The sequence below is a fragment of the Xanthomonas hortorum genome, assembly GCF_024339125.1.
In the GTDB taxonomy this organism is placed as follows: Bacteria; Pseudomonadota; Gammaproteobacteria; order Xanthomonadales; family Xanthomonadaceae; genus Xanthomonas; species Xanthomonas hortorum.
Genome location: NZ_CP101417.1, coordinates 2126555 through 2150785 on the forward strand (window position 1 = coordinate 2126555; position 24231 = coordinate 2150785).

The window sequence follows — 24231 nt, forward strand, 5'->3', positions numbered from 1 at the left end:
GTGTCCAGTTGGTTGGCTTTTCGTATTCTGGCCTAACAAGTTCCACCTGAGCCTTATGGGTAGCCTCATGGGCCTGGGCATCCTGGTCATGCTGTGCCTTATCGGCATCAACATGCTGTTGCTCCTGGTGTCGGCCTGGTTTCTTGCGTATGCCGGCATCTTCTTCCTTGGCTTTGGTGGATCGCGTTGGACTTCCGACATGGCGATCAACTACTACAAGACCGTGCTTGGCCTGGCCGTCCAGATTCTGGCAATGGTGCTTCTGATTGCCATCGGCAAGACCTTCCTTGAACAGTATTACGCGACCCTCCAAGCCGACATTACCGCCACGAACCTGAAATCAATGGCCGCGCTCTTGATGGCGTGCGTTGTTCTCCTGGCGTTGACCTCCAGGATTCCTCCGCTTCTTGCTGGAATCATCACTGGCGCGGCCGTAGGCGGCGGCGGTGTTGGCAGCATGGTCGGTGCTGGCACGCTTGCAGCGGCCGCAGGTATGGCCGGCGCGGCCGTAGCGACTGGCGGCGCGGCTCTGGCCGCCGGCGCAGCAGCAGCAGCGGGCGGGGCTTCTGCCGTCATGGCGGCGGCCGGGAAGGCCAGTGAAAACGTTTCATCTGGCTCCGACATCATGTCCAGCCTGCTAGGCGGCTTCGGCGGTGGTGGCGGTGGTGGCAGCGCCCCGACCGGCGGCGGGGATAGCGGTAGTGGTGGTGGTGGTGGCAACTCGGGTGGTGGTTCGAGCGGCGAAACACCGATGGCATCGGCCGCCGGCGACAACAGCAGCGGCACGAAGGGCGGCGGCGCGAGCGGTGGCAGCGCAGTTGCAAGAGGCGGCCGCATTGCGGCCGATACCGTTGCCAACCTGGCCAAGGGCGTCGGCTCTGTCGCGAAGGCGAAGGCCGGCGAAATACGGGTGGGCGCACAGGAGCGCATCAGCGACACCGTCGGTGGTCGGATCGCCAACGCGATCCGTAGCACTGCCAATACGGCATCCGTCTTGGCGGACAGCGCCAGCGGACAGCCGCAGGAAACTCCACCTGCCCAGCCCGCGCAATCCCCGACGTTCGACGACAACAGCCTTGGAGCCACACGCGACAAGGATCAAACCGTCGATGCGGATTCTGAAGTCGCGAGCTTCGCGAACAAGCCCGCGCAAGACCAGCAGTTCAATTCCTAGGAGGTTTCACTATGCAACTAAAAAAAGTGTTTGCATCCGCCACCCTGGTGATCGCCACTGCATTCGCCGCGGTTGGCCAAGCCGGCGCACAAGAGCTACTGACTGGCGACACCCGGTATGCATGTGAGGCGATCTTATGCCTATCGACAGGTCGCCGCCCCAGCGAGTGCCAGCCATCGCTGACGCGTTATTTCAGCATCCATAAGCGCAAGCTATCCGACACGCTGAAAGCGCGAGGGAACTTCCTCAAGCTGTGCCCGGCGTCGAACCAAACGTCAGAAATGGAGTCGCTGGTGTCTGCGATTTCGAGTGGCGCAGGCCGGTGCGATGCAACCTCGCTCAACACGTCGCTGCGCTCCTGGCGGGGTTGGGACGACACCTTCTACATCAGCAACGAGTTGCCGGATTACTGCGGCGCGTACACAGGTCATGCTTACACCGACTTCAAGACGACGCTACCGCGCTACGTCGGCACGCCAGGGGACGGCGGCTATTGGGTTGAAGCGGCCGACTATGAGCGTGCTCTGAAAGAGTACGAAGCCCGGCAACGCGGACAGCAGCATGGCCGGAACGACTACGGCCGTTTCGACAGATAAGGGGAGGGCGCAGCAATGCGAGTCGCTGACTTTCTGCGATGGCACCACCTCACGACGGCCGCCACTTTGGCCGTCGTCATTTCCGGTGTGCCAGGCGCGGCGATCGCCGGCGAAGCGAGGTTGTTTCCCGACTTGTCGCCCCGGCTTGAAGAGCGCGTTGTCTGCTCGATCTCGGCAGCGGCGAAGTACGAGATCCCGGCCAACATCGTCCTCGCGATCGCCGAAAAAGAAGGAGGCAAGCCAGGGCAGTGGGTCAGGAACGACAACGACACCTACGACGTAGGTGCGATGCAGTTCAACACCGCGTACCTCTCGGACCTGGCGAAATACGGGATCGGTGCCAATGATGTGGCGGCAGCGGGCTGCTACGCCTTCGACCTGGCTGCCTGGCGGCTGCGTGGACACATCCTAAAGGACAAGGGCGATCTCTGGAAGCGAGCAGCGAATTACCACTCGCGCACGGAGTATTACAACGCGATCTACCGCGCCGATCTCAAGGCAAAGGCTGCGAAGTGGGCGGACTGGCTTGATGCCCGGTTCGTGACCATCAGCTATGCGCCCAAAGGTGCGGCGGTCGCCCAGGTATCCCGTGCGGCGCAGAAGGTCGCGTCTTCGCCCGCCCCAGCGGGCGAGGCAATCCGGCCGGGGCCAAAGCCACAGGGAGTTACGTCGCGAGCCTCGTTCCGCAGCTCGGGATATGTATCCCGCAAGCTCATCACCAGCGACCAACCATAAGGGCAGGAGGAATGCCGCTTTAGCGGCTAAATATGGGCATTCAGAACGTCATGAAGCGGTATTGGAACGGGGCAAAGGCGTATGCACTGTGGGCCGCAGACCAGGCGAAGGCTCCGCTGGACCTATTGGTTCTCGGGTTCGGGCCCGTCATCGTCATTACGCTGCTTAGATTCCTGCCCACGTGGGCCAGCTATGTCGGCGGCGCGGCACTGCTGGTCGCGGCGCTGCCTTTCGCCTTCCATGTGCTAATGCAATACGCGCACCGGTGCGGTCGCCAGTGACCGCCTGGGCGTACTTCCTCCAAGGGAAGAGGGCGTGGCGGGGAACGCTTCCGGCTCTGGTCATAACCGATGGCAGCATTGAAGCCTTGAAGTGGGCGGCGTTGCTGTTGATGACCGGCGATCACGTCAACAAGTACCTGTTCAACGGCACCTTGCCCTATCTGTTTGAGGCCGGCCGCTTAGCTCTGCCTCTCTTCGTCATTGTCCTGGCGTACAACCTCGCGCGGCCAGGCGTGCTTGAGCGCGGCGCACATCGCCGGACGATGCTGCGCCTAGCGCTCTTCGGCGCGGCTGCCTGTGTCCCGTTTATCTACTTGGGCGGCGTCTTGTGGGGCTGGTGGCCGCTCAACGTGATGTTCACGCTGCTGGTCGCGACCGGCATTTTGTACCTGGTCGAACGCGGCCAGGCTGTCGCCGGCCTAGCGGTCTTTGCCGTCGCTGGCGCGGTAGTCGAGTTCTGGTGGCCAGCGCTGACGCTGGCCGCTGCGGTCTGGTGGTACTGCAAGCGGCCATGCTGGCCTGCTGCATTGCTCGGGCTGCTGGCCTGCGCCTCTCTGTGGTTCATCAACGGCAATCTGTGGGCGCTGGCGGCACTGCCGCTGGTCATCGCCGCCAGTGGCGTGGATCTGCATGTTCCGCGCCTACGCTGGGCCTTCTACGCCTATTACCCGTTGCACCTGGCGGTCCTGTGGCTCATTCGCATCCCGATGAGCCATGCAGGTTATCTCTTCTTCATCTAGTTCGGGCGTAGTTTGGCTTGGTTGCAGCCAAACTCCGTCAACGTGAGGATCGCTGCACCCGAGCTGCACGCGCTTTGCTCGTCATTTGCGTGGTTCGTCCTGCTTAGCGTCCATCACATCGTCCATAAACCCGAATCCAGCCCGGAAGGCAGCACGCCCTAGGCCAGCAAGCATCAGCACGACAGCGGCCAGCCCTAGTCCTAACACCATTGGATCGGCCTGCTTGCCCCCGAGCATGAGATAGGTTGCCGTCAGCACGAGGGATGCGCCGCCGATCGATCCGATGACGAATAGGGTTAAGAACGCGTTGCTGGTTTGCCTTTTCATAATTTGGACCTCTTGCCGGTGTTCTACCAGACTACACATCCACGTCTCATCGGCTGCGATTGCCGAGCGAGGACCAATTACCAGGGGAGGCCAAATCCGCAGCGAGGCGACGGTGGCCACCGTCGCCTCGAAGAGCGCTACCCTACGGCACTGCCGCATGTGTAATCTGCTGCATGGGTAATCGGAAACGACCTCGACTCGATCCGTGGCTATTCGGCCCACCTGGCGTGTGTGACGCGTGCGGCGGCCCGTGCGGAACGATGGATCAAGCGGGGATCGTCTGCTACTTCTGTTTCGCTGGCGTGTTCATGCACCGCTCGTTCTGGCAATTTGCACGCTGCCCGAGCTGCAAAGGCTTGGACGTGTTTTGCAGCGACTGCGGCGGTCGCGGCTATGTGTCGACGCCACGCGAGGACATCGATGTTGATGAGTTACGGCGCTGCTGGGCGTCGGTTGTTGCACGCCACAGCGAGTTTGGTGAGGATTTACCGGCGCCGATTGCGGTGTGGAAACGGTAGGCCTGCAACCGGCACGGTGCTTGTTATGGGTCGGCGCCGATCACAAACAGCGGATCGGGACTGATCGGCTTACCGTTGGTATCGATCACCCATACGCCCCAGTGCGTCGCAAAAAACACGTGGCCTATGCGGACATCTGTTGTCTCTTTACCGCCGTCAAGAGCAATAAATTTGTCCACCATTGAAATGGCGTGACCGCCACCAACGCTCCATGCGAGTGACGCGAGCGGTGGCGTGCCTGGTCCGCGGATTGCACCAATCACGCGGTACTCAAGCTCTAGATCGGGCGCAAGGGTAATTGCGTTTGTGGGATCCGTGAGTTCAATAGATTGGGCACCGTCCGTTAGGTTGATCCCGACGTCCTGGATGTTGCGACGATCGCCCACCTGTGCCCTGAAAAACCAATTTTCCTCGAAAGTGAACACTGAACCCAAGGGGACATCAATGTCCCTTTTAAGCACGAATGCACTTGCTCTGATCGTCATGAGTGTTGCTCCGTTGGCAGTTGCTGGGTTCAAGATGTGCTGTTCAAAAGCTAGGCGAACTAGACTAGCGAGCTCTAGCTTTATCGACCTGACAATGAATTTCTTTGTATTTCTGGATATATTACCTGACCGGAGAGGATCTCCGGCATATCAAGGAGAAAGTACGTGGCAAGTCGACACAAGATTGGTTGCATCAATAAAGATGATCGCCAAGATAAATATAACCGCATCACGCACGTTGGCGGCACGGGTTCTGACGGCAAGCGATGGAAGCTAAGCCTTGATGAAGCCATCAATGGGATCGAGACAGACAAATATGCCTTCTTCACTCATGTCGGAGGTCATGAGAGAGATGTGATCGTGGCAACGTCAAGAAGCGGAAGGAAATATCTGCGGACCACTGCCGATCACGATACTCCGGACAATTTGCTGAGCCTTCCCGAATGTCCGTGACCTAACGACACTTGATGCCGGCCTTGTGCCGGCATCGCTGATCGGCGGACAGACCGGGCAATTCCATTACTGGCTGTCGCTGCACGGCGTCAGTCCTTGCGGCATTGCGCCACGTAGCCGTTTAGATGATTGCCTGCACGCATGATCGCCGCGTCCTGACGTTGATATTCGGATGTGAGAAATGGCCTGACCCACTGGGGAGCGTGATCGATCCCATCATGGGTGAAGGCTTTGATGCGCAGGCCGTGCGTTTCTTCAGTGAAGCTGATCGCATAGCCAATATCGACGATGCTGCGGTGTTTGCAATGGTTGTCGAGCGCACGGAGGTACTTGAAATCGGCATGCTCATGTAGCGCATCCAACTCCGCTTTAACGGCAGCTGGGATCAGATTTTTACGGACAGTCTCCCACGTAATGTACTGCTCTTTCTTGATGCAGGTCGCCGCATCGCGATTCATTCCGGTGGCGTAATAGACTAGGTGCACCAAGTTATCCGCCACCGAGCGCATGCTATGCATGCAGGCAACGATGTTGGCATAAGCAATAAACCTGGCATCTTCAAATGAGCCTGTGTCGTTGTCATCGACTCCCATCATGATCGGCAACAGTTCATCGCCAGGCCGGCCGTCCACTTTGGCGGCAATGATCCGCATGGCCTCCTGGTAGTGATAGGCACTGAACCTGCGCCGGTCACTCACGGACTGGATGCTCTGCGCTACAAGTCGCCGCTGGTCGGGGCCAAACGCCGCCCTGACGTCCTCGCGCAAGGCTCCTAGATCCCATGTCATGCCTTCCACCGGGACGGTGGCGCTCATGCGCCGGCACCAGCGGTGCGGGCGGTCTTGCGGGTGCGCGGCAGGCCGGGCAATTTCAGCTGCGCCCGCTCGCTGGGCAGGATGGTGGCGGCGGTGGCCACCGTCGCCGCGCCGGCCGGCTTCCTGCCCGGCTTGGGCTTGGCGGGTTTGCCCTCGCGCTGGAGCTTGGCCAACGCCTTCAACGCGGCAGGGCGGCCGCGTCGGTAGACCTTGGGCGCGCGCACGTAGTTGGCCGGCAACACCTCGAAGACCGTCACCCCGAGCGCCAGCAGCTGGGTGGCGGCGGTGTCGAGGGAGGCAAACACGCGCGGGGTGCCGCGCTGGCCGGTCAGTTGCTTTTCGGTTTGGCCCACCCGCACCATCACGGTGTAGCCGCCGACCTGGCCGACCAGCTGCACGGTGCGCAGCACGCCGGCACTGGCGAGGGCGGCGAGGGTGGTGATGGACATGGGCGATGTCATGATCGATCTATCAAACAGTGATGTTTGATGTTCGATCATTCAAGGCTGCGCTGCAAGCACTCTCGCGGCGAGGACGCCAGCGCACATAACGGCCAATTCCACGCAGTGGCACGATGGCTGCCTGGCCCAGCAGGGCGGGCGGGCAGTCGCATGACGGGGGTTTATGCATCCTTGCATCGCCCGGGCGCATCCGTTAGGCTAGCCTCACCACTCCTCCCCTGTCGCCCCATTCAGTTGGGTAACGGCTTGGGACGAAAAAACCGCCGCAAGGCGGTTTTTTCATGTCCGCAGGAAGCTCCATGTGACCATCGCCAAAGCGACTGCCGTCTACATCGATGGCTACAACCTGTACTACGGGCGCATCCGTGGGACCGCATTCAAGTGGCTCGATGTGGTCGCACTGTTCGATCGCCTCCTGCATGACCAAGACCCGACCACCGATCTGCTGCACGTCCGGTATTTCACAGCGCCAGCGCTGGGTCGGTTTGCGACTCACAAGCAGGCCTCGGAAATCGGGCAAACAACTTACCTGCGCGCCTTAGCACACACCCACCCGCAACGATTCACCACGACATTAGGCAAACACAGCTGGGACAAAGGCGGAACCCTTCTGGCGGAGTTTGTTAGCGGCCAGCCGTATGATCGGACACGCCGGGTCCGGGTCTGGAAGCTCGAAGAGAAACAGACCGATGTGAACCTGGCGCTGGCCATGTATCGCGATGCTGCGTCGGCGCGCTATCAGCAGCTGGTTGTGTGCTCCAACGATAGCGATATCGCGCCGGCCCTTGCGGCGATCCGCGAGGACTTCCCGACCATCGTGCTAGGCATGGTCACGCCACGTAGGCCGCCGGTCGATGGTGAAGCGGACAGAAGAGTCAGCGTCTCGCTGTCGAGATGCGCTGACTGGATACGTCACTACATATTGGATGATGAGCTGGCCGCAGCGCAGCTTCCCGAGCGCGTTCGCAAACCTGGCAGGTCAATCGATAAGCCCGGGCACTGGTGAGTCCTAATCGGGTTGAGGGTCGGCAGGGATTCGTGTAAAAAAAACAGCCAAAGTGAGCTAATTCGCTGTCAGCAAAGGTCTTTTACATGAATTAACGAGCACAAATGGAGAGCGGCATGAATGAAGTTGAACGCAAAGCGCATTTGGAACTTCTTGGACGCATCTCGGCGATAGAAACAACCCTCAGGGTGCTGATTATCGCATCTGACGACTCCACTCTGCTAAAAACACTGATAAGAGAAAATGCCGCCGCGCTGATAGCCTTAATGCGCAGCCGTGGGGATATGGCTGGAAATGCTTTAGCAGACGGAATCGAGGAAGGAATCGACCTGATTACGGACGGCACCTAAGAGCAGCTAACAAAACGACTGCGCAGCCAGGCGGGCGCGGTCGGTACTCGGAATCCTCATCTACCCCTCGTACACGCCGATTCCTACCCGCCGCCCGCATTCACTTGGCGAGTTCTCGCCACCCTTATCCCCCGCACTCTAAACCCGAACGCACGGTCTTGGGGCGGGTGTTGCGCGATATCGAGCGCAAGCTGGACCAGGAGGAACCCGGCGTGCGCGAGCGCTGTGAATTGCCAAAGTCAATGCAACCAGGCAAAGAGAATGCAACTCACACAGCACCTAGGGAAGCTCTGAACAACTCTTCTATGATTTTCCGATCAACATCCGAAGCAATCTCCGTCACGCGCAAGTGCTTGATTTTCAGCGTTGGCGACCTTGGCGATCAAGCGAAATCCCAAGTTCTCTCGCAGCGCTGCGAGTTGTTCAGACCTTTCCTAGGACGCAAGTAACTCGGCGTAACAGGATGAGCCCGTAAGGACGCGGCCTAACATATGGCATCGGAGCCAGGAACACAGCTGAAAGCGATGAGCTTCAAAAGCTTGTAGCGGTTGACCGCAGTCAGGGAGTCGGCGAGGATCCTGTTATGCCGCGCTTAGGCGGTCCAATGGTAGTTAGGTGCGCGATGAAAATTTGCTACATACTTAGCCTGCTAGTAGCAACAACAGCGCTCGTCGCCTGCCAAGGCGACCCGAATGCTAGGCCGATCTACGGAGAGACGGGTCTGCCCAAGAATTGTCGTGCAATAGTTCAGACAAACATTGACGCATATCGTGCAAAGCAGTACACCGCAGACGAGGTCATGGATTCTCTTGAGCGCAACTGTGGTGCTAATGGCCATTCTTGGTGACAGTGTCGGTCACTACACTGGGTTTTCGCTGCAGCGCGCACCTAACAATTCATTCAAGCCGAACCCGCTTCGCGGGTCGGCTTAATTCAGGCGTTAGGTGCTTTGGGAGTGCTCTATGGAACTCAAAGAATTCGTCACAGAAGCCCTGCTTCAGATATCCGGGGGCATTGAAGATGCGCAACGAAAGCTGCAAGAGGGTGGATCAACAACACGTATAAATACTTCAATGACCAAGGACGACACCGGCAACTTGGTTACTGGCGGCCGGCTTCACGCCATTGAATATGTAGATTTTGATGTGGCCATCCTTGCAAACTCTGGGACCGAAACCAAGGCGGGCATCGGCCTTACTGTTGCTTCACTGCTAAACCTGAGTGCCGGCGGAAATAGTACTGAGTCAAAAGGCATGGAGTCCCGCATCAAGTTTCGTGTACCTGTCGCCTTTCCCAAACATCGCTACCCCAAGCAAGATCCATAGGAGTCGTCCATGAGCCCAGCATTTACTGCCGGTGACATTGTCCAGCTGAAGTCCGGAGGCGAGCCTATGACCGTTGAGGAAGTCAACGGGCAACTGACCACTCGCCAGTGGTCACCATCGGATAGATCAGGGGGAGCGGCGCTAGCCAGCAGCCACCGGCTGCGATCATGCCCCTGACCAGCGCTAACGCAGGATGGCGCAGGAGCTTCATTTAGCACCTGCCCCGGTAGCGTCGGGTGCGGCAAATAACGGCCATCCAGCACACGGGGGATTTGTCATTCTCAGAAGACGACTGCACGGAATGTCAGGAGTCGGCTGCACTAGTGGATTGCAGCGCCGCGTATAGAGCCGTCTTGCTCACCTTGAGCCGTGTAGCGGCCTCTCGGGCATTAAGCCCGTTGGCGATGTGCTCCCGCGCTCGCTGCAACTTGTCGGCGGTGACAACCGGCTTTCGCCCGCCCTTCCGCCCGCGTGCGGCGGCAGCGGTCAGCCCGGCCTTGGTGCGCTCGCGGATCAAGTCGCGCTCGAACTGGCCCAGTGCGCCGAAGACGTGGAAGATGAGCCGTCCGCCCGGCGTGGTGGTGTCGATGCTTTCGGTCAGCGACCGGAAGCCGACGCCACGCGCTTCCAGCGCGGCGATTGTCTCGATGAGGTGTGGCATCGAGCGCCCGAGCCGATCCAGACGCCAGACGGCCAGCACGTCGCCGGCGCGCAGGTAGGCCAGCGCATCAGCCAAGCCGGGCCTGTCGGCCTTGACCCCAGAAGCCGTGTCCTCAAAAACGCGCTCGCAGCCTGCCTTGCGTAGCGCATCCGTCTGCAAAGCGGTGTCCTGTTCCGCCGTCGATACCCGCGCATAGCCGATCAGTACCATTACCGCCCCTTTTGTCCGCCTTTCCGTCCGTCTATCATAATGTCCGACAACCCATTAAACAAGCGCATTGCCGGACATTGTCCGGCATGACCGACTAATGATCGTTTGACGGACAGGGACAATTGACAAAGGGAGGGCGGATGCCGAGAATGCAGCGAACAGGTTCTAGCTACACCCTCAAATTACATACAGCCAAGCAAGTGGACGCTGACACTAAATAAACTGGACGAAGCTATCAGCCAAACTGGACGGCGACGTCATTTAGGCTGGACGGTTGTGACTTGCAAAGTCAGCGCAGCCAGGCAAGGAGGATGCAACTCGGCTGGCCTGCTGCTGGTCAGAGGCAGCGCTTATAGAGCGCCCAGCGCCGCCTGCGGGAGGACTGCGCGGCCACGTACTGCTAGCGAGGGATTCTCACGGAGCCTAAACGCCGGCAGAGCTAGAGCAGGCGCGGGCCGATCACGCCTGCTCTGGCAGTTCGAAGAAGTCCGCGTAGCGGGAACTGAAGCTCTCGCGGTCTGTGACGAATGCCTCCAGATCTGCTGCAATTCCATGCGCGAAAGGTGGTAATTCGATACCATGCGCATGCGCCAATGCTCGGACGGCCAATTCGGTCTTCGCAGCGCTTCCTCTACTGTCAGGCATGGCATGCGCCATCCACCAGTGGAGACTACCCAGCGTCGGCATCAGGCTGGCGGGATCGTGGCGTTGTGCGATTAAGTTGCTAAACAAGGTTTCGACATGATTCATGATCGGCTGCACCATTCCGAATGGTGTGTGCTCAATGACAAATGGAAAAGCTGAGCCTTCAACCTGCAGACCGTTTCCTTTCCGCCCTTGCTGGGCGAGCGAATGGTAGAAGTCGTCAGGATTCACAGCCAGCTTTAATTGGGTGAGCGGTATCATTGCCCCATTCAGTACACCTACCATTTCGAAAACATCATGCGCCATGAATGTTTTGGGCAGCGCCTGCTCACTTTTTGCAACAAGGTCGTTCGCTTGCCGGATCAGCGGAAGCTGGCGCACCCTTGGTCGCAGATATGCATAGTGTTTTGTAAGAGGCGTGGAGACGTTCTTTTGCCGTGGGTAGCCCGCCGCAAATGGCTGTGCATTTCCTTTCGTTTGACCGGGGCCCTCTGCCTGCGGATTTTGTTGTGTAGCCCAGCTATGACGTGCTGCGCCTGAGAAATCCCACAACTGCCGGAAGGTCTGGATCTGCCCGCTTGCAATACGTTCGCCACCTTCCCGCGCAGTGGCATAAAATCGGCGGCCATACTCTTGATTCTCTGGGGTTGACTCTTGGTTGACGCGCGGATCTGGCCATCGTGCCACGCCCGTCAGCGCGACCTGTGCGGGCGACAGACTGCACTCGGTAGCAGGTCCTGGCAGTGACCTGCGGATAGGCGGCGATACCGAGGTGATACTATGGTTCAGCCCCTGCATGCCGGGCGCCAGAGCCGCGAAGGCAGCCTCCCTCAACAACGTCTGGGACCACTCCGTGAGGGATTGATGTCTCGGCTCATGGAAGCGACTGCTTTCAATGTGGAGCGTATGTTCGCCTTGTTCCTCGGTGTAAAGCACTTGCAGCTGCACATCAGAACTGATTCGTTCCTCTGGAGCCAGCGCCTGGTGGGGGCGGCGATGTTTCAGTTCCACGGTCACTTTCTCCCACGGTCTGGACAGCGCCATGTCGATAGCTGCCAGCGCTACGTTTTCCCCGTGCTGCTGAACTTTGTGCGGCAAATGGCCGGCGCCAGCCCGCCTTGCCCTACGAGCCCCGAGTGACCCCAAGCCATACAGGCTAGGTGACATGGGCGCCTCGGGAGATGACGGCGTAGAGGGCGTGGTCTGCTCTGCGGCGTGGGCTGCATAATCCTCAAGTGAGCCCGCCACGCTCGGCTTTGAAACGCATAGACCCATGTTGATCTCCTACAGTGACTGTCGGAGCAAGTTTGGCGAGAAGCTCTCCGATTCGCGCTGGCTCACCGAAGTCATAGCTGGGACGACGAAGCATTGACGCGCGGGATTCTCGAGCCTCTATAGAGGCTTGGCAGGGATTCTTGAAAAAATCCTTTTCTGACAGCAGGTTAGATCACTTTTTGCTTTTTTTACGAATCCCCCCCCGACCCTCGATCGGCTTGTATTACATATCGATGTAATCGAACACTTCGGTGCGAAGTCTTGGAGCAGAGGGGTTCAACATCCGATTCCACGGGCGCTTACGAGAAGGCCGATTGAGGCCGTGAGGAGGGTTCATGTCAAAGCGAAGGAAGTTCAGGCGCCCGAAGCGGCAATTCGATCTCTCACCTCATCCGGCATCAGGCGCTCGCGCCTGCCGGCTTGAAGCGTCCTCAGTCCCCACTCCCATGCAATGTCTTGCTCTGCGACCCATCGCCTGGCGTTCTCGCTGGATTGTTCGACCGGCTGAGTCAGCCGAAAGCGTGGTCCGAGCCCAAAGAACAGATCGAAACCAAAATCAATCGTCAGCAACCGACGCAGCTGCCGGGTATGCCCGCCCGGGAGATAGCCATCCCATCCAGCGTCCTCTAGCTGCAGTACGACGCGGGAGAAGCAGAAAGCCTGCCTTTGCATGATCCTTGGATGCAGATCAAACGCAAGCTCCTTGTCTTCTGCCAACGGAAAAATGAAGCAGATGAAGTAGGCGAACAGCTCCTCTGCGATCTCCCACAGCGGACCCTCAATCGTGGCCAGGAACAGGCTGGCGTGCAGCGAACGCCCGAGTTCAAAAGCCCGCCCTTGATTTCCTGCTTCATGCGCTTCTCGAAGCAATACGACGAGCGCGGCTAGGCTATCCAGGCCCGCTTGTCCCTCCAGGCGTCGAGTCACTTGGCGCGTTGCTTTACGCCGCACATAGCGTCCGCGCTCCAACGCCTGCTGATCGAAGATCGCCATCTGGATCCCGGGTCCCAACCGCTTTAGCAGCGTGTCGGCACTTACCCCAACAGGGCGGGAGATGTCCAGCGCGTCCCAAGCTGCTGCCATGAGGATTTCACTGGAGCCTGCCATGGCTGCTTCTGTGGTGCGGAGAGTTTCGGCGCCGGGGACGTGCTTACCCAGGGCGTACTTGGCCCACAAATTGTGATGGTGCTCGCCCTTGAGGTAGGTGCCGGGCTGCAAAACCTGACCCAGGCGATAGGCCGTCGGACGGCCCATACGCGCCCGCAGCCCCTCGAACCATAAGCCAACCTTCAGCACGTTCAAGGCCTTCTCAGCGGAACGGTTTGCGTTCGATTCGGCTAAGCGAACTACCGCTTTTACCCGGCCAAGTTTGTAGTCCTTGATCTGTATCAATGGCTTATCGACTCATTGCGGTGCAATTTAGAGTAACGCGGAAGCCCTCAGTTTCCTTCTGGGCGACTATCGGTGCAATCGTTACGCTAGCGGCATGACAGAGCGTGACGAACACATCGGCGCGTTGGCCAAAGTCCTGGAGCAGGATCTGTTGCACCACTACGGCCCGGTGATCGGCCAGGATGATCTGCGCCAAGCACTGGGCTACACCTCGCTGGATGCGTTCCGGCAGGCTCTGTCCCGTGACTCGCTGCCGGTGCCGGTGTTCCCCATCCCTAATCGCCGCGGCAAATACGCGCTTGCCAAAGACATTGCGCACTGGCTGGCAGGCTTGCGCGACCAAGCCATCCGGGCATCGCACCCAAACGGAAACACGCCATGACTGCGAACATGGAAGACAGGGGGTCAGCATGACCTGACGACTCCCACCGCCATTCCACACGTGGGAAATGCAAAAGCCCCCAAGCGCGTCAACGCTTGGGGGCTTTGAGGGTGTAGCTAGAACCTATTCGCTGCATTCTCGGCATCCGCCCTCCCTTCGTCAATCCCTGTTTGCCAGCTCTTACGCGCTGGCGCGGGGGACTGTTGCCGCTGTTCTGGCCCGGATGCTGGTGCCTGGAACGAAGGCGGTGCAAGGAGTGCCATGAATCCGTTGAAAGACCTGTGCCGGTGCCTGCTGCGCACTGACCTGACCGATCGGCAGGTTGGTCAAAAGTTGAATCGCTCGCCGACCACGGTCGGCCGCTATCGCAAACGCCTGCGAGCCCTCTCACAATCGTGGGATGACATCGAGAGCATGGACGAAGTCGCGCTGGCGCGCCGATTGAATCCGGGCAAAAGTAGTGCGAAGAAGTTGCTCGTTGAACCGGATTGGTCGTATGTGCACGCCGAGCTGCAGCGGCGCGGCATGACGATCGCGCTATTGCATGAGGAATATGCCCTTGGCTTGGAAGCCGGGGCGATGTCAGAGACCGAGTTCCGACGCCGCTACCGCCGCTATGCGCGTAAGCGAGGACTGGTCATGCGTCAGGTGCGTGTACCGGGACAACAGCTGTTTCTGGACTTCTCCGGAGTGCGCCCTTCGATCACTGATCAGATGACCGGCGCAACAACCCCGGTGGAGCTCTTCGTGGCGGTCATGGGTGCCAGCCGCAAGACCTTCGTCTATGCCGTCGCAAGCCAGAAATCGGTTGACTGGATCGCTTGCAATGCAAAGGCGCTGGAGTTCTTTGCGGGCGTGCCCACCTATCTGGTGCCGGATAACCTCAAGGCGGCGGTGACCTCCGTTTCCGGGCAGGACGGGGCACTGCTGAACATGACCTACGCCGAGTTCGCTGCACACTACGACACCATGGTGCTGCCGGCACGTCCGCGCAAACCTACGGACAAGGCGCCGGTGGAGATTGGGGTGCAACTGGCCCAGCGTTGGATCCTGGCGCGGCTGCGCAATCGGGTGTTCTTCTCGCTGGAGGAACTGAATCGCGCCATTGCCGAGCTGGTGGACCGCATGAACCTTCGTCCGATGCGTGGGTCCGGCGGAAAAAGCCGTCAGCAACTGTTCGAGGAACTGGACGGCCCCGCGCTGCGTCCCTGTCCGCAGATGCCCTACGAGTACGCAGAGTGGAAGCTTAAGGTCCCTGTGGGACAGGATTACCACGTCCCTTGGCAGGGCCACTTTTACTCGGTTCCTCACACATTGGTTGGCGCAAAGGTGAACTTGAAGGTCACCCGGGAGGCCGTGGCAGTCTTCCACCGCGACAAGCGGGTGGCCATGCATCCGCGCAGCGGCGAAGTGGGTGGATGTAGCACGTCACCGGAGCACCAGCCACCGGCTCATCGCGCTTACGCACAAGACACGCCGGACGTACTGATGACATGGGCGCGTCAGCAAGGAGGCGCCCTGCATAAGTTCGTGCAACGACATAGCGCGACCCATCGCCGACCGGCACTGACCCTGCAAGCCTGTCGAGGGCTGCGACGCCTTGCGCGTGAACACGGGATCGAAAGGCTGCAGGCGGCCTGTGACCGGGCAGTGCGCATCCAAGCAAACAGTGTCAGCTCGGTGAAGTCGATCCTGGTGCGCCATCTGGATCGCAGCGCATCTTGCGATGACAGTGCAAGCAACGATGACGCTCCACAGGCGCACGAAAACGTGCGCGGTGCTAACTACTACTCATAATTCAGGGAGAACATTATGTCTTTGGAACATACGATTGATCAGCTACGAACGCTCAAATTGACCGGCATGGTGGCTGGCGTCGAACATCAACTCGCCCAATCCAGCTACGGAGCACTCGGCTTCGATCAGCGCCTTGGCCATCTGGTTGACGCCGAGGTGAGTCAGCGCGACAGCAAGCGCTTCACGCGCCTGATTCGCAATGCCAAGCTCAAGGTCTACGCCGAACCGGAGGCTATTGACTATCGTGTTGGGCGCGGGTTGGATCGATCGGTGATCGCGGATTTGCTGACCTGTGGCTGGATTGAGCACCGCCAAAACGTTTTGGTCACTGGACAAACAGGTACTGGAAAGACCTGGTTGGCATGTGCCCTGGCCGTACAAGCCGCACGCCAAGGGATCACCGTAGGCTACCGGCGCGTAGGCCGCCTGTTGGAAGACATGGAGGTCGGGCATGCGGACGGCTCACTGGCCAAGCTTCGCAATCAACTCGCCAGGACCGGACTACTAATCTTGGATGATTTCGGCCTGACGCCGCTGAGCAGCCGCGGACGTGCAGATCTACTGGAATTACTCGATGACCGTGTCGGCTCTGGCGCCACGATTGTGGCTGGCCAGATGCCAGTGCAGGACTGGCATGCGTTTATCCATGACCCTGCTTTGGCTGATGCCATCATGGATCGACTGATTCACAGCAGCCACAAACTAGCGCTCAAGGGTGAATCCATGCGAAAGACGAAGGTGGCCAAGTCCGGGAAGTGAAGATTGGCGGCGCTGTCCAGCGCTTCTGGCGCTCGCATCCAATTCATTTGGCGGCGGTGTCCAGTTCCGTCGCCGATGAGTGTCCAGTTGGTTGGCTTTTCGTACCCAGACTATATCGAGCATCAGCTCGCGCATGCAGTACGTGATCCATTGGGGCGAGCCTACAACCGCACAGCTCATCTCACCGAGCGCCGAAAAATGATGCAAGCGTGGGCTGACTATCTAGATGGTCTACGGACACAGCGACGTCCCCCCGCCCTGAGTAGCGGCTTGGTTTAGAGTCCGGGGGTAATGATATCGGTGTTTGCCAGATGTTGGGCATAAGCAGCCGGGGTCATGCCGCCGATTGCATTCTTGGGTCGCTCTTCGTTGTACGCGCGTCGCCAGCGTTCGATTTCGGTGCGCGCGTGCAGCAGTGTCGGGAACCAGTGCTCGTTGAGGCATTCGTCGCGTAGTCGGCCGTTGAACGATTCGACGTAGGCGTTCTGGTTCGGTTTGCCGGGTTGGATCAGCCGCAACTGCACACCACGGGCATGTGCCCAGGCGACCATCGCCCTGCCGCAAAACTCCTTGCCGTTGTCAGTGCGGATCACCTTCGGCAAACCGCGACTGTGTGCCAACCGATCCAGCACGCGCGCAACGCCATGTCCCGAGATCGCGCGCTCCACGTCGATGGCGACCGCTTCGTGGGTTGCATCGTCCACGATCACCAGACACTTGACCACCCGACCGTCGGCAGTGCGGTCGAACACGAAGTCCATCGACCACACCTGATTGGCCTGCGCTGGCCGCAGCAGCGGCTGACGCTCGCTTATTGGCACCTTTTTGCGTTTGCGCCGTCGGACCTGTAGCTGCTGCTCGCGGTACAACCGCTCCACCCGTTTGTAGTTCACGATGCGCCCTTCCTGTCGCAGTTTGAGATAGATCATTCCCACGCCATAGCGGCGATGGCGATGCGCCAACGCAACGATGCGCTCGCGCAGTTCGCCATTGCGGTCTTCGCGTGGGCAATAGCGCAGCGCACTGGCGCTCATGCCGATCGCTGCCAAGGCGCGACGCTCGCTGGCGCCACGCCCGATCCACTCGCGCACCAGCGTACGACGCGCCGGTGCGCTTACCACTTTTTTCGCAGCGCATCCTTGATCAGGTCGTTCTCGAACAATTGCTCGGCCAGCAACTTCTTCAGCCGCGCGTTCTCGGACTCGAGGTCCTTGAGCCGCTTGGCATCAGGCACGCTCATCCCGCCGAATTTGCTGCGCCACAGGTAGTACGAGGCCTCGCTGAAGCCATGGCGCCGGCACAGGTCCTTGATCGCCACGCCGCTTTCGGCTTCGCGCAGAAAGCCGATGACCTGCTCGTCAGTAAAACGTTTCTTCACGTCCAATCTCCTCGGGGTAGGGAATTGGACTCCAAACTGAGGCGCTACTCAAAATCGGGGGGACGTCGACAGCGGCAGGCACGTTTAGATTAGGCGGCGTCCGCCGTCTCTGGCAGGAGGCGCGTATCAGATCTGCTTGCTCGTGTCGGGCCGCCTCGCTACCGTAACCGACGCCACATCTAGATGGCATATTGGAAGCCCACGAACGAATTTCAGGCAAGACCTGTGAAGGTGATCAATCTCCTGTTGCTGATCTCACTGGCTGCTCTAGTTGTAGCTTGTGGGAAAGAAGGGCCTAAATTGGCTCAAGCCGCAGATGCTGGAGTTGTGTTTCAGGAGGTGAAGGCCGGGACTGCAGATGCCGGAAGCATAGAGCCGAAACAACTGCTCATGCACAATCATCCGATCATGGTTGAAACAGATCAATGCCTTCAATTCTCCAAAGGTGGCGAAAGTTGATGTAAAGCTAATCGAACTCAAGACTGGACTGGTTCCAGGAACGGCGACCAGTCAACCTTCAGGTAATGGTGAGAGTGCTGTGGTCGCGACCCTCGTGATCATGGGCGTCGCAGTCGACCTAGGACGAGGCAAGCGATGCTCAATATTCCCTGCATCCGTCCTATTGCGCTTCCGGTAGTTCGGACTGCTATGCAGTGGCCAGATCGTCAGGACCGAGATACTCGATGTCAATCCTGCTGACGTCCTGCGCCACCTTAGCGCGGAGTAGGCCACTGCGATTGGGCTTGAGTTCGCCCTTAAGCATGCCTAGCGGAGTGCCGTCCGCTGAAAGCACCCATGTCTGCCCTTCCCAGTGATGCAGTTGAACGATGGTGCCGGGCGGTGATGGTGCAGACAACCAGATGATGCTCGCCCAGTAGTGCCGATTGGCCCAACTGGACCCCTCGCTTGGTGCGACGGTCTGAGCAAACTCCATCCAAATTGGTCTTGTCTCTCTAGTTGGCCAGTCGGCCCGGGTATTCCAAGCGGCGACCACATCTCCATCCAGCCACTGCCGCAACTCACTTCCTGTGCCGAAGTTCGCGCCGGTGTCGGTGACCACTTTAATTGCGGCCAGCCGCGAGTTGAAGCCCGCTTGGATAAGGATCGATGCGGAGCGACTGAGTGTGCCAGTTACGACCGCTGGCACAGCGAGGCCAAGCTCATGGTCTTCTAGACTCAAGCCATCGGTCCCTACCGTGTCGCCATTTGCGCTAGCGCGGACTCTGATTGCTTCCATAGCCCAAGGGAGCCGATATATCAGGCCTCCTTCAATAAACTGAAGTACTTCCGATGGGATCTCCTCAACTAGGGAGATGAGAGGCTGGCCAAGCAACCAAAGTCGCAGGATGCCTCTCCAGTTCGCCGGCAACGGGTCGGGTATAAACGGATAAAATGCAAATACACGCTCGGCGATGCTGGTGATGGAGCTGATCGCGATTTCGGAATCACCCGCTAGGATTGCACCATTAGCCTGGATGAGAAGCATGTTGACTTCTGAGGCAATGGCGTCGAGGGCGAGGCCAGTGGTCAAACCAACGCCTGCCAGAAAGTAGCCGCTACGTTGGGCTGCGGTCGACTTGTTCCAGATCAGCCGGCTGCGAGACGAAAGACCTGCCTTCAACAACCGTTGTAGTTCAGGTTCCAGACGCAGCAGGCGTCGTTGCCATAGTGAAGATTGGAGGATGTCGTCCAGAGCTGCCTCAATCCCTTCATCTGGAATGTCGCTCTCCCCGATGAGGCCGAGGATGGCTGTATCGAGCGTCGCAATGTGCCGCTCCCAATCTTCCATGGCACGCGCACGGTCCTCCGGCTTTTCATTTGCTATCTCGGGGAATGTCCAGGCTGCGGTGTTGTTGACCACATAATCAACTAACTGATTGATGTCACCTCCTATACGGGCACTCATTCGCGTCAGCAACTCCACGACCAGCAGGACAAGGCCGCTTTCCATATTCCGCGCGCGAAGGTCCGTGACAAGTGCGTCCCAGGCCACTCTCTTTCTTTGGGCGTCCTCGAACATTGGAAAGAGCACTACGCCTTCGATGTCGACATAAGCCCGTCCGGCACGACCGATAACGTTCTTGAATTCGCTGATTTCGATCAGCTCTCCCGCGCGGTGCAGGGAGTGCATGATGACGGCAGTAGCGGATAGGTTAAGGCCCTGCGCCAAGGTCGGAGAGGAGATTGTCACTTTTAGGACATTCTCGCGTAGTAAACGTTCGATCTCCTTACGGTAAGCCGTAGGCAGCGCGCCGTGATGAAGGGCGACGCCGAGCCTAAGGCATTTAATGATGGGGTTTTTTGAGCCAAGCCATTCCTCGCCCAGTGCGATTGCGGTGTTCAGTACATTCGGATTGGCATCAAGCAACGAGCGCAGGGCGCCGCGCTCATGCAGATCAACGATGACGTCAGCGTATGGTTCGACGCTGCGGCGTTCTGGACAGAAGATCAGCACCGTTTGACCGTCATCGACAAGCCGCCAAGCAGTGGCAAGGCAGAGTTCACGCTGGTTCTTAGGAAATAGCTGTAAGCGACGGCGCTTGGGCGGAGTCCAGTTGGGAGGGGCGGCGCCAGTGAGGAACCTTTGGACCCAGGGTCGTTCTTCACCGACTTGTAGGTTGAGCCGAGCAGTGGGCGATGTCCATACGACCTCACCGAAGCGTAGGCGGGTTGGGCGCCAATCATTCTTGATCAGCCCGCCGGGATGATCGCGACGCAGCCACGCGGCAAAGTCATCGAGTTGATCCCCATCGGGAAGGATAGCCGATAAGCATACGATTCGACGCTCCGATGCGTCGGCGCGGCGCAGGAGCCGCTGAATCTGTACTTCGTAGCGGACCTCACGTTCATTGAGGCCGATCATGTGCCCTTCGTCGAAGACCAGAAGGCCGACGTCATCGAGCAGCGAAGGATCGTTGCGGAGCGCGAAGTCGAGCTTCTCTGGCGTCGCCACGACGATGTCGCGCTTGCGAATCGAGTCTTCATCAAAGGCTGTGACTCCGATGCTGCCATAGAGATTAGAAATGGTTTTGCCGAGGGGGCCGAATGTCCGTTGGAGTGTGGCTTCGGTCTGTGCCGAGAGCGCGCGCAGTGGCGTGATGAACGCCACCCTCTTGCCACCGGCGAGGCAGCGCAGGATGCACAGCTCAGCAATGCGAGTCTTGCCGGCACTCGTCGGCAGCGAAACAACTAAGTCGTCCGACTGATCGACGGCGCGGGCGGCGCTCTCAATCTGCGATGGCCAAAGGTCAATTTCTGCCCTGCGGCGACGCTGCAAGGCTGCAATGAATAGTTCGCGCAAATGTGGCCAGTCGGCCGCTGTCCCTCCCAATGGCTGCAATGGCACCCTTTCATGGAACGTGCTCGACCAAAGGTCCGAAAGGAGATCAATGGCGACGCGAAGTACCCACCACTGAGGCAGCATGTTCATTTGGCTGCAAACTTCTAGGTTGACGCGTAGTTGCTCGAGCGCGCGATCGACGAACTCTCGCTCGCCGCGATCGAGCGCAAGCAGGTAGAGTGACATGCCGGACATGAAGGTGTCGGTGATCGCGGTATTCAGACCTTCGAAGAGGAAGTCGTCACCATTGGTGTCTGGAAATACGTTCGCGCGCTCTAGTTGTTCGAGTCGAGATTCTATGGACGCGGCTATCCGCTCATCACTGCCTTTGCCGAAAGTGCGGTAGTCGAGGACGCTGGTGCGCAAGGCATCGAAATTCCGCGTCATCAACTGAGCCAGCGCCCGCTCGATCGGTGAGAAATTTTCCTCTCGCTCAACGATTGCAAGGAGCGAATAGGCGCGTGCAGACAGGTGGGCGAGATGGTAGGCGGCAGCGGCCATGACAAAGTGGAAGTCGCGATCGGCCTCTTGGCGATTGCCCTTTGCCATCACCGCCTCAAGGGCAGTTGCAGCCTGTTCGAAGGCTGTGCGAGCCACAGCCGGGTCGCCGTCGAGCTCTCGGAGGCGCAAGCCAAGACCAAGCAGGGCGTAGGCGTAGCTGTGTAGGTCGTAACTAAGCTGCGATGAGAAGTCCGGTGCATCGAGCGGAAGTGCACCGTCACGCCAGATGATGGCGCGGGCTTGCCCCCGAGCTATCAGTCGCCCTCGAAAGCCGGGAGCCGTCGCTTGAGCTATATCCGCAGCAATGGACTCAGGGGTTGTTGGCATTGGCGATCACTCTGTCGTAGACCGCACTGACGAAGGCTACATGTCCTTCCACGCGAATTCCTACAGCCCACTGATTGATAGAGCCGGTATAAGCTTGCAGCGAGCCGGCTAGAAATGTGTCTGGTGCATTTCCTGAGAATGTGAAAAGTAGATGCTGAACACTCTGCGGTTGGACGCCATGCTTGAGTTGCGCATCATCGATTGCATCGGCCAGCGCCAGATTGCCGAGTTCCACTAGACGCGCAGAGATAAAGTGCAGGGCGTGTGCTGAAGGCAATCCTCCATCCTTGTCCAGCCCGGCTCGGGCTTCGGTCATGACCTGGGCGGTCAGGCCGGCGCGACTCTTCGCCTCTGTCTTCAAGAACTGAAGGCGTTGCGAGTGGGGATCTTGCCGGATTCCAATCACGTCTTCACCACGCATGGCCATATTGCGATGATCTTTCCAGCGCAGGCGTTTGATCGGCGCGCTGTAGCCACCGCTGCAAGCAGCTATCCATTCCGTTGCATAGATTTCACCGAGATCACCGGACCGAATCTGCTTAGTGGTCGGTAGCTTTTTCTCGATCAACGCGGCGGCTGCTGGCTTGCCGAGCCGCGCCAGTGCCCGGGCGACGTGCTCTTCCGAAGCATAGTGAGAGGGCACGATAGCCGCCGTCGCCTGAATGCCGACGGCTAGATTTGCTGCCTGTGCGGTCATCACACGCCGATGGTGGTTTCCCAGCACCGTATCTACCGAACTGCACCAATCACTGAACTGTGCCATCCTCGTTCCTTCCTTTAGCTGGGAAAAATTCGCGTACGTGAAAAAGGGCGCCCCGGTTTCTGTGGCGCGGCGGATTTTGGACTCGATGACTTGAGTGAGCGGGATCTCGCGTTCTAGCATCTCGTACAGGTCAAGCCCGTCGCTGTGTGCGTGCGGTTTTACCGCCGCTACCTGCATCAGGTCCGCTTTGAGTTTGGCAATCGACGCGTGGTCGGGCCGGGTGGGCTGTGTGCCTGCCGACGATCGCGACGGCTTGGCGTCGTGGTTTAGGCGAACGATCAGGCTTTGACATCGGGTCTGGACAACAGCGACAGGGGCGGCGCTGCCGGATCGGATCAGATATCCGGCCCGATGCCCCCACGGTGCGTCAAGGGCACGAATGGCAGCCGCGTCATCGCATACCTGAAAGAAATGGCGGAGACGTTTGCCGTTAGATCTCCCATTGACCGCGTACTTCGGGTCGTCGATGTTAACCTTGAGTTCGGACGCGAAGAAATCCGAGAAGCTTGTTTCGGAGAAATCCAATACGGAGCCAGGACCTCGGACGAAGTCAACGGGGTCGTCAATTAATCGTAGGTCAATGAATCGAAGCGAATTTATACCCTCCCTCCTGCAAGCGGTCTTCAGCGGCTGTAGGCTGCTTCTTTGAGTGTCGCAATACTAGCGACGACGTCATTACACGACGACAATTTCTTGTCAAATGGTGCCGTGGTTAGTTGTCGATGCGCAAGCCCTTGACGCGCGCCTCGAATATCCGCTCGGTGCACGTATGAAGGGTAGCTAGAAGATTTAACGTGCTGCATCATGACACGGGTCGTACAACCATTGCGGCCGGAGACTGGGACAATGTACGTGCTGCGTGAGGCGGGGGAGACGTCATCACTCTCTTCACTTCAGTCCTTGCGTGGTGCCACGCCAACATCAACGCCAACGCAATCAGAACAGGCCTTATCGGTCTATGCCAAACAGGTTCGACAATGCCAGCTCGCTCCGGACCGGACTGAGGAACGTCCGATGCCTGATAAGGCCCGCCACAGGTCGACGCCGCTGCCCTGGTGGCGATCGATGGCCTCCATTTCAGTCGCACTGCAACTCAAGTTCTGGACCGCATCCAACGACTCATCCAGCTGCTAGAAAGAGCAGGCGCCGATCAGCGCGCAGCTGACTAGGGAACAGGCATTGTCGGAGCATTAGACGCTGGAACTGCTTGGTTTCACCAGACTCAAGTGATGGGGCGGCGACGTGCCCGCTCAATCCCCGCTGTGCAAAACGCATGAGTTGGTCCAAGCTAGTACTAACGCGGCCGTCCGCAGCGGAACGGACTCAGCAGTGAGCTGGGAATACAGAGCAACATCAACCGCCTCATTTGCCACTTCTTGCGGGCATTCGCGGGCATGGCTCAGGTCATCAAGGCGAAGGCTCTCAGTTCGAATGATGCCAAGTTAGTTGCGCATTGGGTCGACTAAACCAGAAATGTTTTGCTTGGAGGGAGCCATGCCTCACAGAACGCCGTTATTCGATCAAACTAATTTCAA

The 24231-nt window shown here is 58.9% G+C and carries 24 protein-coding genes and 1 pseudogene; 14 read left to right on the forward strand and 11 right to left on the reverse strand.

From position 1 onward, the window contains the following. The first annotated feature begins 67 nt into the window (after positions 1-67). Genes NMB96_RS08900 through NMB96_RS08920 form a run of 5 tightly spaced genes read left to right on the forward strand, consistent with a single transcriptional unit; the run spans position 68 to position 3526 of the window. Positions 68-1174, forward strand: a complete 1107-nt coding sequence (locus tag NMB96_RS08900; protein WP_255086692.1) for a type IV secretion system protein — start codon at positions 68-70, stop codon at positions 1172-1174. Between the two features lie 11 nt (positions 1175-1185). After that, on the forward strand, positions 1186-1770 hold the full coding sequence (locus NMB96_RS08905; protein ID WP_255086693.1) for a TrbM/KikA/MpfK family conjugal transfer protein: 585 nt from the start codon (positions 1186-1188) through the stop codon (positions 1768-1770). A gap of 15 nt (positions 1771-1785) precedes the next feature. Then, positions 1786-2505, forward strand: coding sequence for a transglycosylase SLT domain-containing protein (locus NMB96_RS08910; RefSeq protein ID WP_255086694.1), 720 nt, complete (start codon positions 1786-1788; stop codon positions 2503-2505). Positions 2506-2537: 32 nt separating this feature from the next. Further along, positions 2538-2786: a conjugal transfer protein TrbO gene (locus NMB96_RS08915; RefSeq protein ID WP_255086695.1), complete on the forward strand. Its 249-nt coding sequence runs from the start codon at positions 2538-2540 to the stop codon at positions 2784-2786. Next, entirely contained in the window at positions 2783-3526 is a 744-nt protein-coding gene (locus NMB96_RS08920; RefSeq protein ID WP_255086696.1) for a TraX family protein, read from the forward strand. The genes NMB96_RS08915 and NMB96_RS08920 overlap by 4 nt, the downstream gene beginning before the upstream one ends. An 81-nt stretch (positions 3527-3607) precedes the next feature. On the opposite strand, the gene NMB96_RS08925 is transcribed toward NMB96_RS08920, so the two are convergent. Both NMB96_RS08925 and NMB96_RS08930 read right to left on the reverse strand, forming a co-directional pair. Then, positions 3608-3853, reverse strand: a complete 246-nt coding sequence (locus NMB96_RS08925) for a hypothetical protein (RefSeq protein WP_131705189.1) — start codon at positions 3851-3853, stop codon at positions 3608-3610. 541 nt (positions 3854-4394) lie between these two features. After that, a complete protein-coding gene (locus NMB96_RS08930; RefSeq protein ID WP_005918303.1) occupies positions 4395-4856 on the reverse strand; it encodes a hypothetical protein in 462 nt (153 codons plus the stop codon). Positions 4857-5021: 165 nt separating this feature from the next. On the opposite strand from NMB96_RS08930, the gene NMB96_RS08935 reads away from it, so the two are divergent. Further along, a complete protein-coding gene (locus NMB96_RS08935; protein WP_005918301.1) occupies positions 5022-5309 on the forward strand; it encodes a DUF3892 domain-containing protein in 288 nt (95 codons plus the stop codon). Positions 5310-5398: 89 nt separating this feature from the next. On the opposite strand, the gene NMB96_RS08940 is transcribed toward NMB96_RS08935, so the two are convergent. Beyond that, positions 5399-6124 (reverse strand): hypothetical protein, encoded by a 726-nt coding sequence (locus NMB96_RS08940; protein ID WP_042825937.1) that lies wholly within the window; start codon positions 6122-6124, stop codon positions 5399-5401. After that, complete coding sequence (locus NMB96_RS08945; RefSeq protein ID WP_255086698.1) at positions 6121-6585, reverse strand: hypothetical protein; 465 nt, start codon at positions 6583-6585, stop codon at positions 6121-6123. The genes NMB96_RS08940 and NMB96_RS08945 overlap by 4 nt, the downstream gene beginning before the upstream one ends. A gap of 301 nt (positions 6586-6886) precedes the next feature. Here NMB96_RS08945 and NMB96_RS08950 point away from each other — a divergent pair, with 301 nt between their 5' ends. The 4 genes from NMB96_RS08950 (at position 6887) to NMB96_RS23525 (ending at position 9443) form a co-directional block, all read left to right on the forward strand. Then, complete coding sequence (locus tag NMB96_RS08950; protein ID WP_255086699.1) at positions 6887-7591, forward strand: NYN domain-containing protein; 705 nt, start codon at positions 6887-6889, stop codon at positions 7589-7591. A gap of 116 nt (positions 7592-7707) precedes the next feature. After that, positions 7708-7941, forward strand: coding sequence for a hypothetical protein (locus NMB96_RS08955; RefSeq protein WP_255086700.1), 234 nt, complete (start codon positions 7708-7710; stop codon positions 7939-7941). A gap of 962 nt (positions 7942-8903) precedes the next feature. Beyond that, a complete protein-coding gene (locus tag NMB96_RS08960; protein ID WP_255086701.1) occupies positions 8904-9266 on the forward strand; it encodes a hypothetical protein in 363 nt (120 codons plus the stop codon). 9 nt (positions 9267-9275) lie between these two features. Further along, entirely contained in the window at positions 9276-9443 is a 168-nt protein-coding gene (locus NMB96_RS23525) for a DUF2158 domain-containing protein (RefSeq protein ID WP_425520914.1), read from the forward strand. A 127-nt stretch (positions 9444-9570) separates the two neighbouring features. Here the strand turns inward: NMB96_RS23525 and NMB96_RS08965 are convergent, their stop codons facing one another. The 4 genes and pseudogenes from NMB96_RS08965 to NMB96_RS08975 all read right to left on the reverse strand — a co-directional run bounded on the left by NMB96_RS08965 (position 9571) and on the right by NMB96_RS08975 (position 13449). After that, the gene (locus tag NMB96_RS08965) at positions 9571-10137 is read right to left on the reverse strand and encodes a recombinase family protein (protein ID WP_255086702.1); all 567 of its coding nucleotides are present in this window, start codon (positions 10135-10137) and stop codon (positions 9571-9573) included. A 459-nt stretch (positions 10138-10596) separates the two neighbouring features. Further along, on the reverse strand, positions 10597-11826 hold the full coding sequence (gene xopAH / locus NMB96_RS08970; RefSeq protein WP_425520922.1) for a XopAH/AvrB family type III secretion system effector: 1230 nt from the start codon (positions 11824-11826) through the stop codon (positions 10597-10599). 33 nt (positions 11827-11859) lie between these two features. Next, a pseudogene (locus NMB96_RS23375) lies at positions 11860-12057 on the reverse strand (XopE/AvrPphe family type III secretion system effector); the annotation flags it as partial. Between the two features lie 354 nt (positions 12058-12411). Continuing rightward, positions 12412-13449, reverse strand: a complete 1038-nt coding sequence (locus NMB96_RS08975; protein ID WP_255085065.1) for a hypothetical protein — start codon at positions 13447-13449, stop codon at positions 12412-12414. Positions 13450-13543: 94 nt separating this feature from the next. Here NMB96_RS08975 and NMB96_RS08980 point away from each other — a divergent pair, with 94 nt between their 5' ends. The 3 genes from NMB96_RS08980 (at position 13544) to istB (ending at position 16387) form a co-directional block, all read left to right on the forward strand. Further along, positions 13544-13831: a hypothetical protein gene (locus tag NMB96_RS08980; protein WP_046932707.1), complete on the forward strand. Its 288-nt coding sequence runs from the start codon at positions 13544-13546 to the stop codon at positions 13829-13831. 261 nt (positions 13832-14092) lie between these two features. After that, positions 14093-15628: an IS21 family transposase gene (istA, locus tag NMB96_RS08985; protein ID WP_229009178.1), complete on the forward strand. Its 1536-nt coding sequence runs from the start codon at positions 14093-14095 to the stop codon at positions 15626-15628. A 15-nt stretch (positions 15629-15643) separates the two neighbouring features. After that, complete coding sequence (istB, locus tag NMB96_RS08990; RefSeq protein WP_053051498.1) at positions 15644-16387, forward strand: IS21-like element helper ATPase IstB; 744 nt, start codon at positions 15644-15646, stop codon at positions 16385-16387. A 275-nt stretch (positions 16388-16662) separates the two neighbouring features. Here the strand turns inward: istB and NMB96_RS09000 are convergent. Beyond that, a protein-coding gene (locus NMB96_RS09000) for an IS3 family transposase (RefSeq protein ID WP_183086658.1) occupies positions 16663-17765 on the reverse strand; the annotation gives its coding sequence in 2 pieces (ribosomal slippage) (positions 16663-17507 and positions 17507-17765; 1104 coding nt in all). 225 nt (positions 17766-17990) lie between these two features. On the opposite strand from NMB96_RS09000, the gene NMB96_RS09005 reads away from it, so the two are divergent. After that, positions 17991-18224: a hypothetical protein gene (locus NMB96_RS09005; protein WP_255086703.1), complete on the forward strand. Its 234-nt coding sequence runs from the start codon at positions 17991-17993 to the stop codon at positions 18222-18224. A 187-nt stretch (positions 18225-18411) separates the two neighbouring features. Here NMB96_RS09005 and NMB96_RS09010 read toward each other — a convergent pair whose 3' ends face one another. Both NMB96_RS09010 and NMB96_RS09015 read right to left on the reverse strand, forming a co-directional pair. Then, complete coding sequence (locus NMB96_RS09010; protein ID WP_255086704.1) at positions 18412-21933, reverse strand: DEAD/DEAH box helicase; 3522 nt, start codon at positions 21931-21933, stop codon at positions 18412-18414. Further along, the gene (locus NMB96_RS09015) at positions 21917-23221 is read right to left on the reverse strand and encodes a DUF1837 domain-containing protein (protein WP_255086706.1); all 1305 of its coding nucleotides are present in this window, start codon (positions 23219-23221) and stop codon (positions 21917-21919) included. Before NMB96_RS09015 ends, NMB96_RS09010 begins: the two co-directional genes overlap by 17 nt. Positions 23222-24231: the final 1010 nt, after the last annotated feature.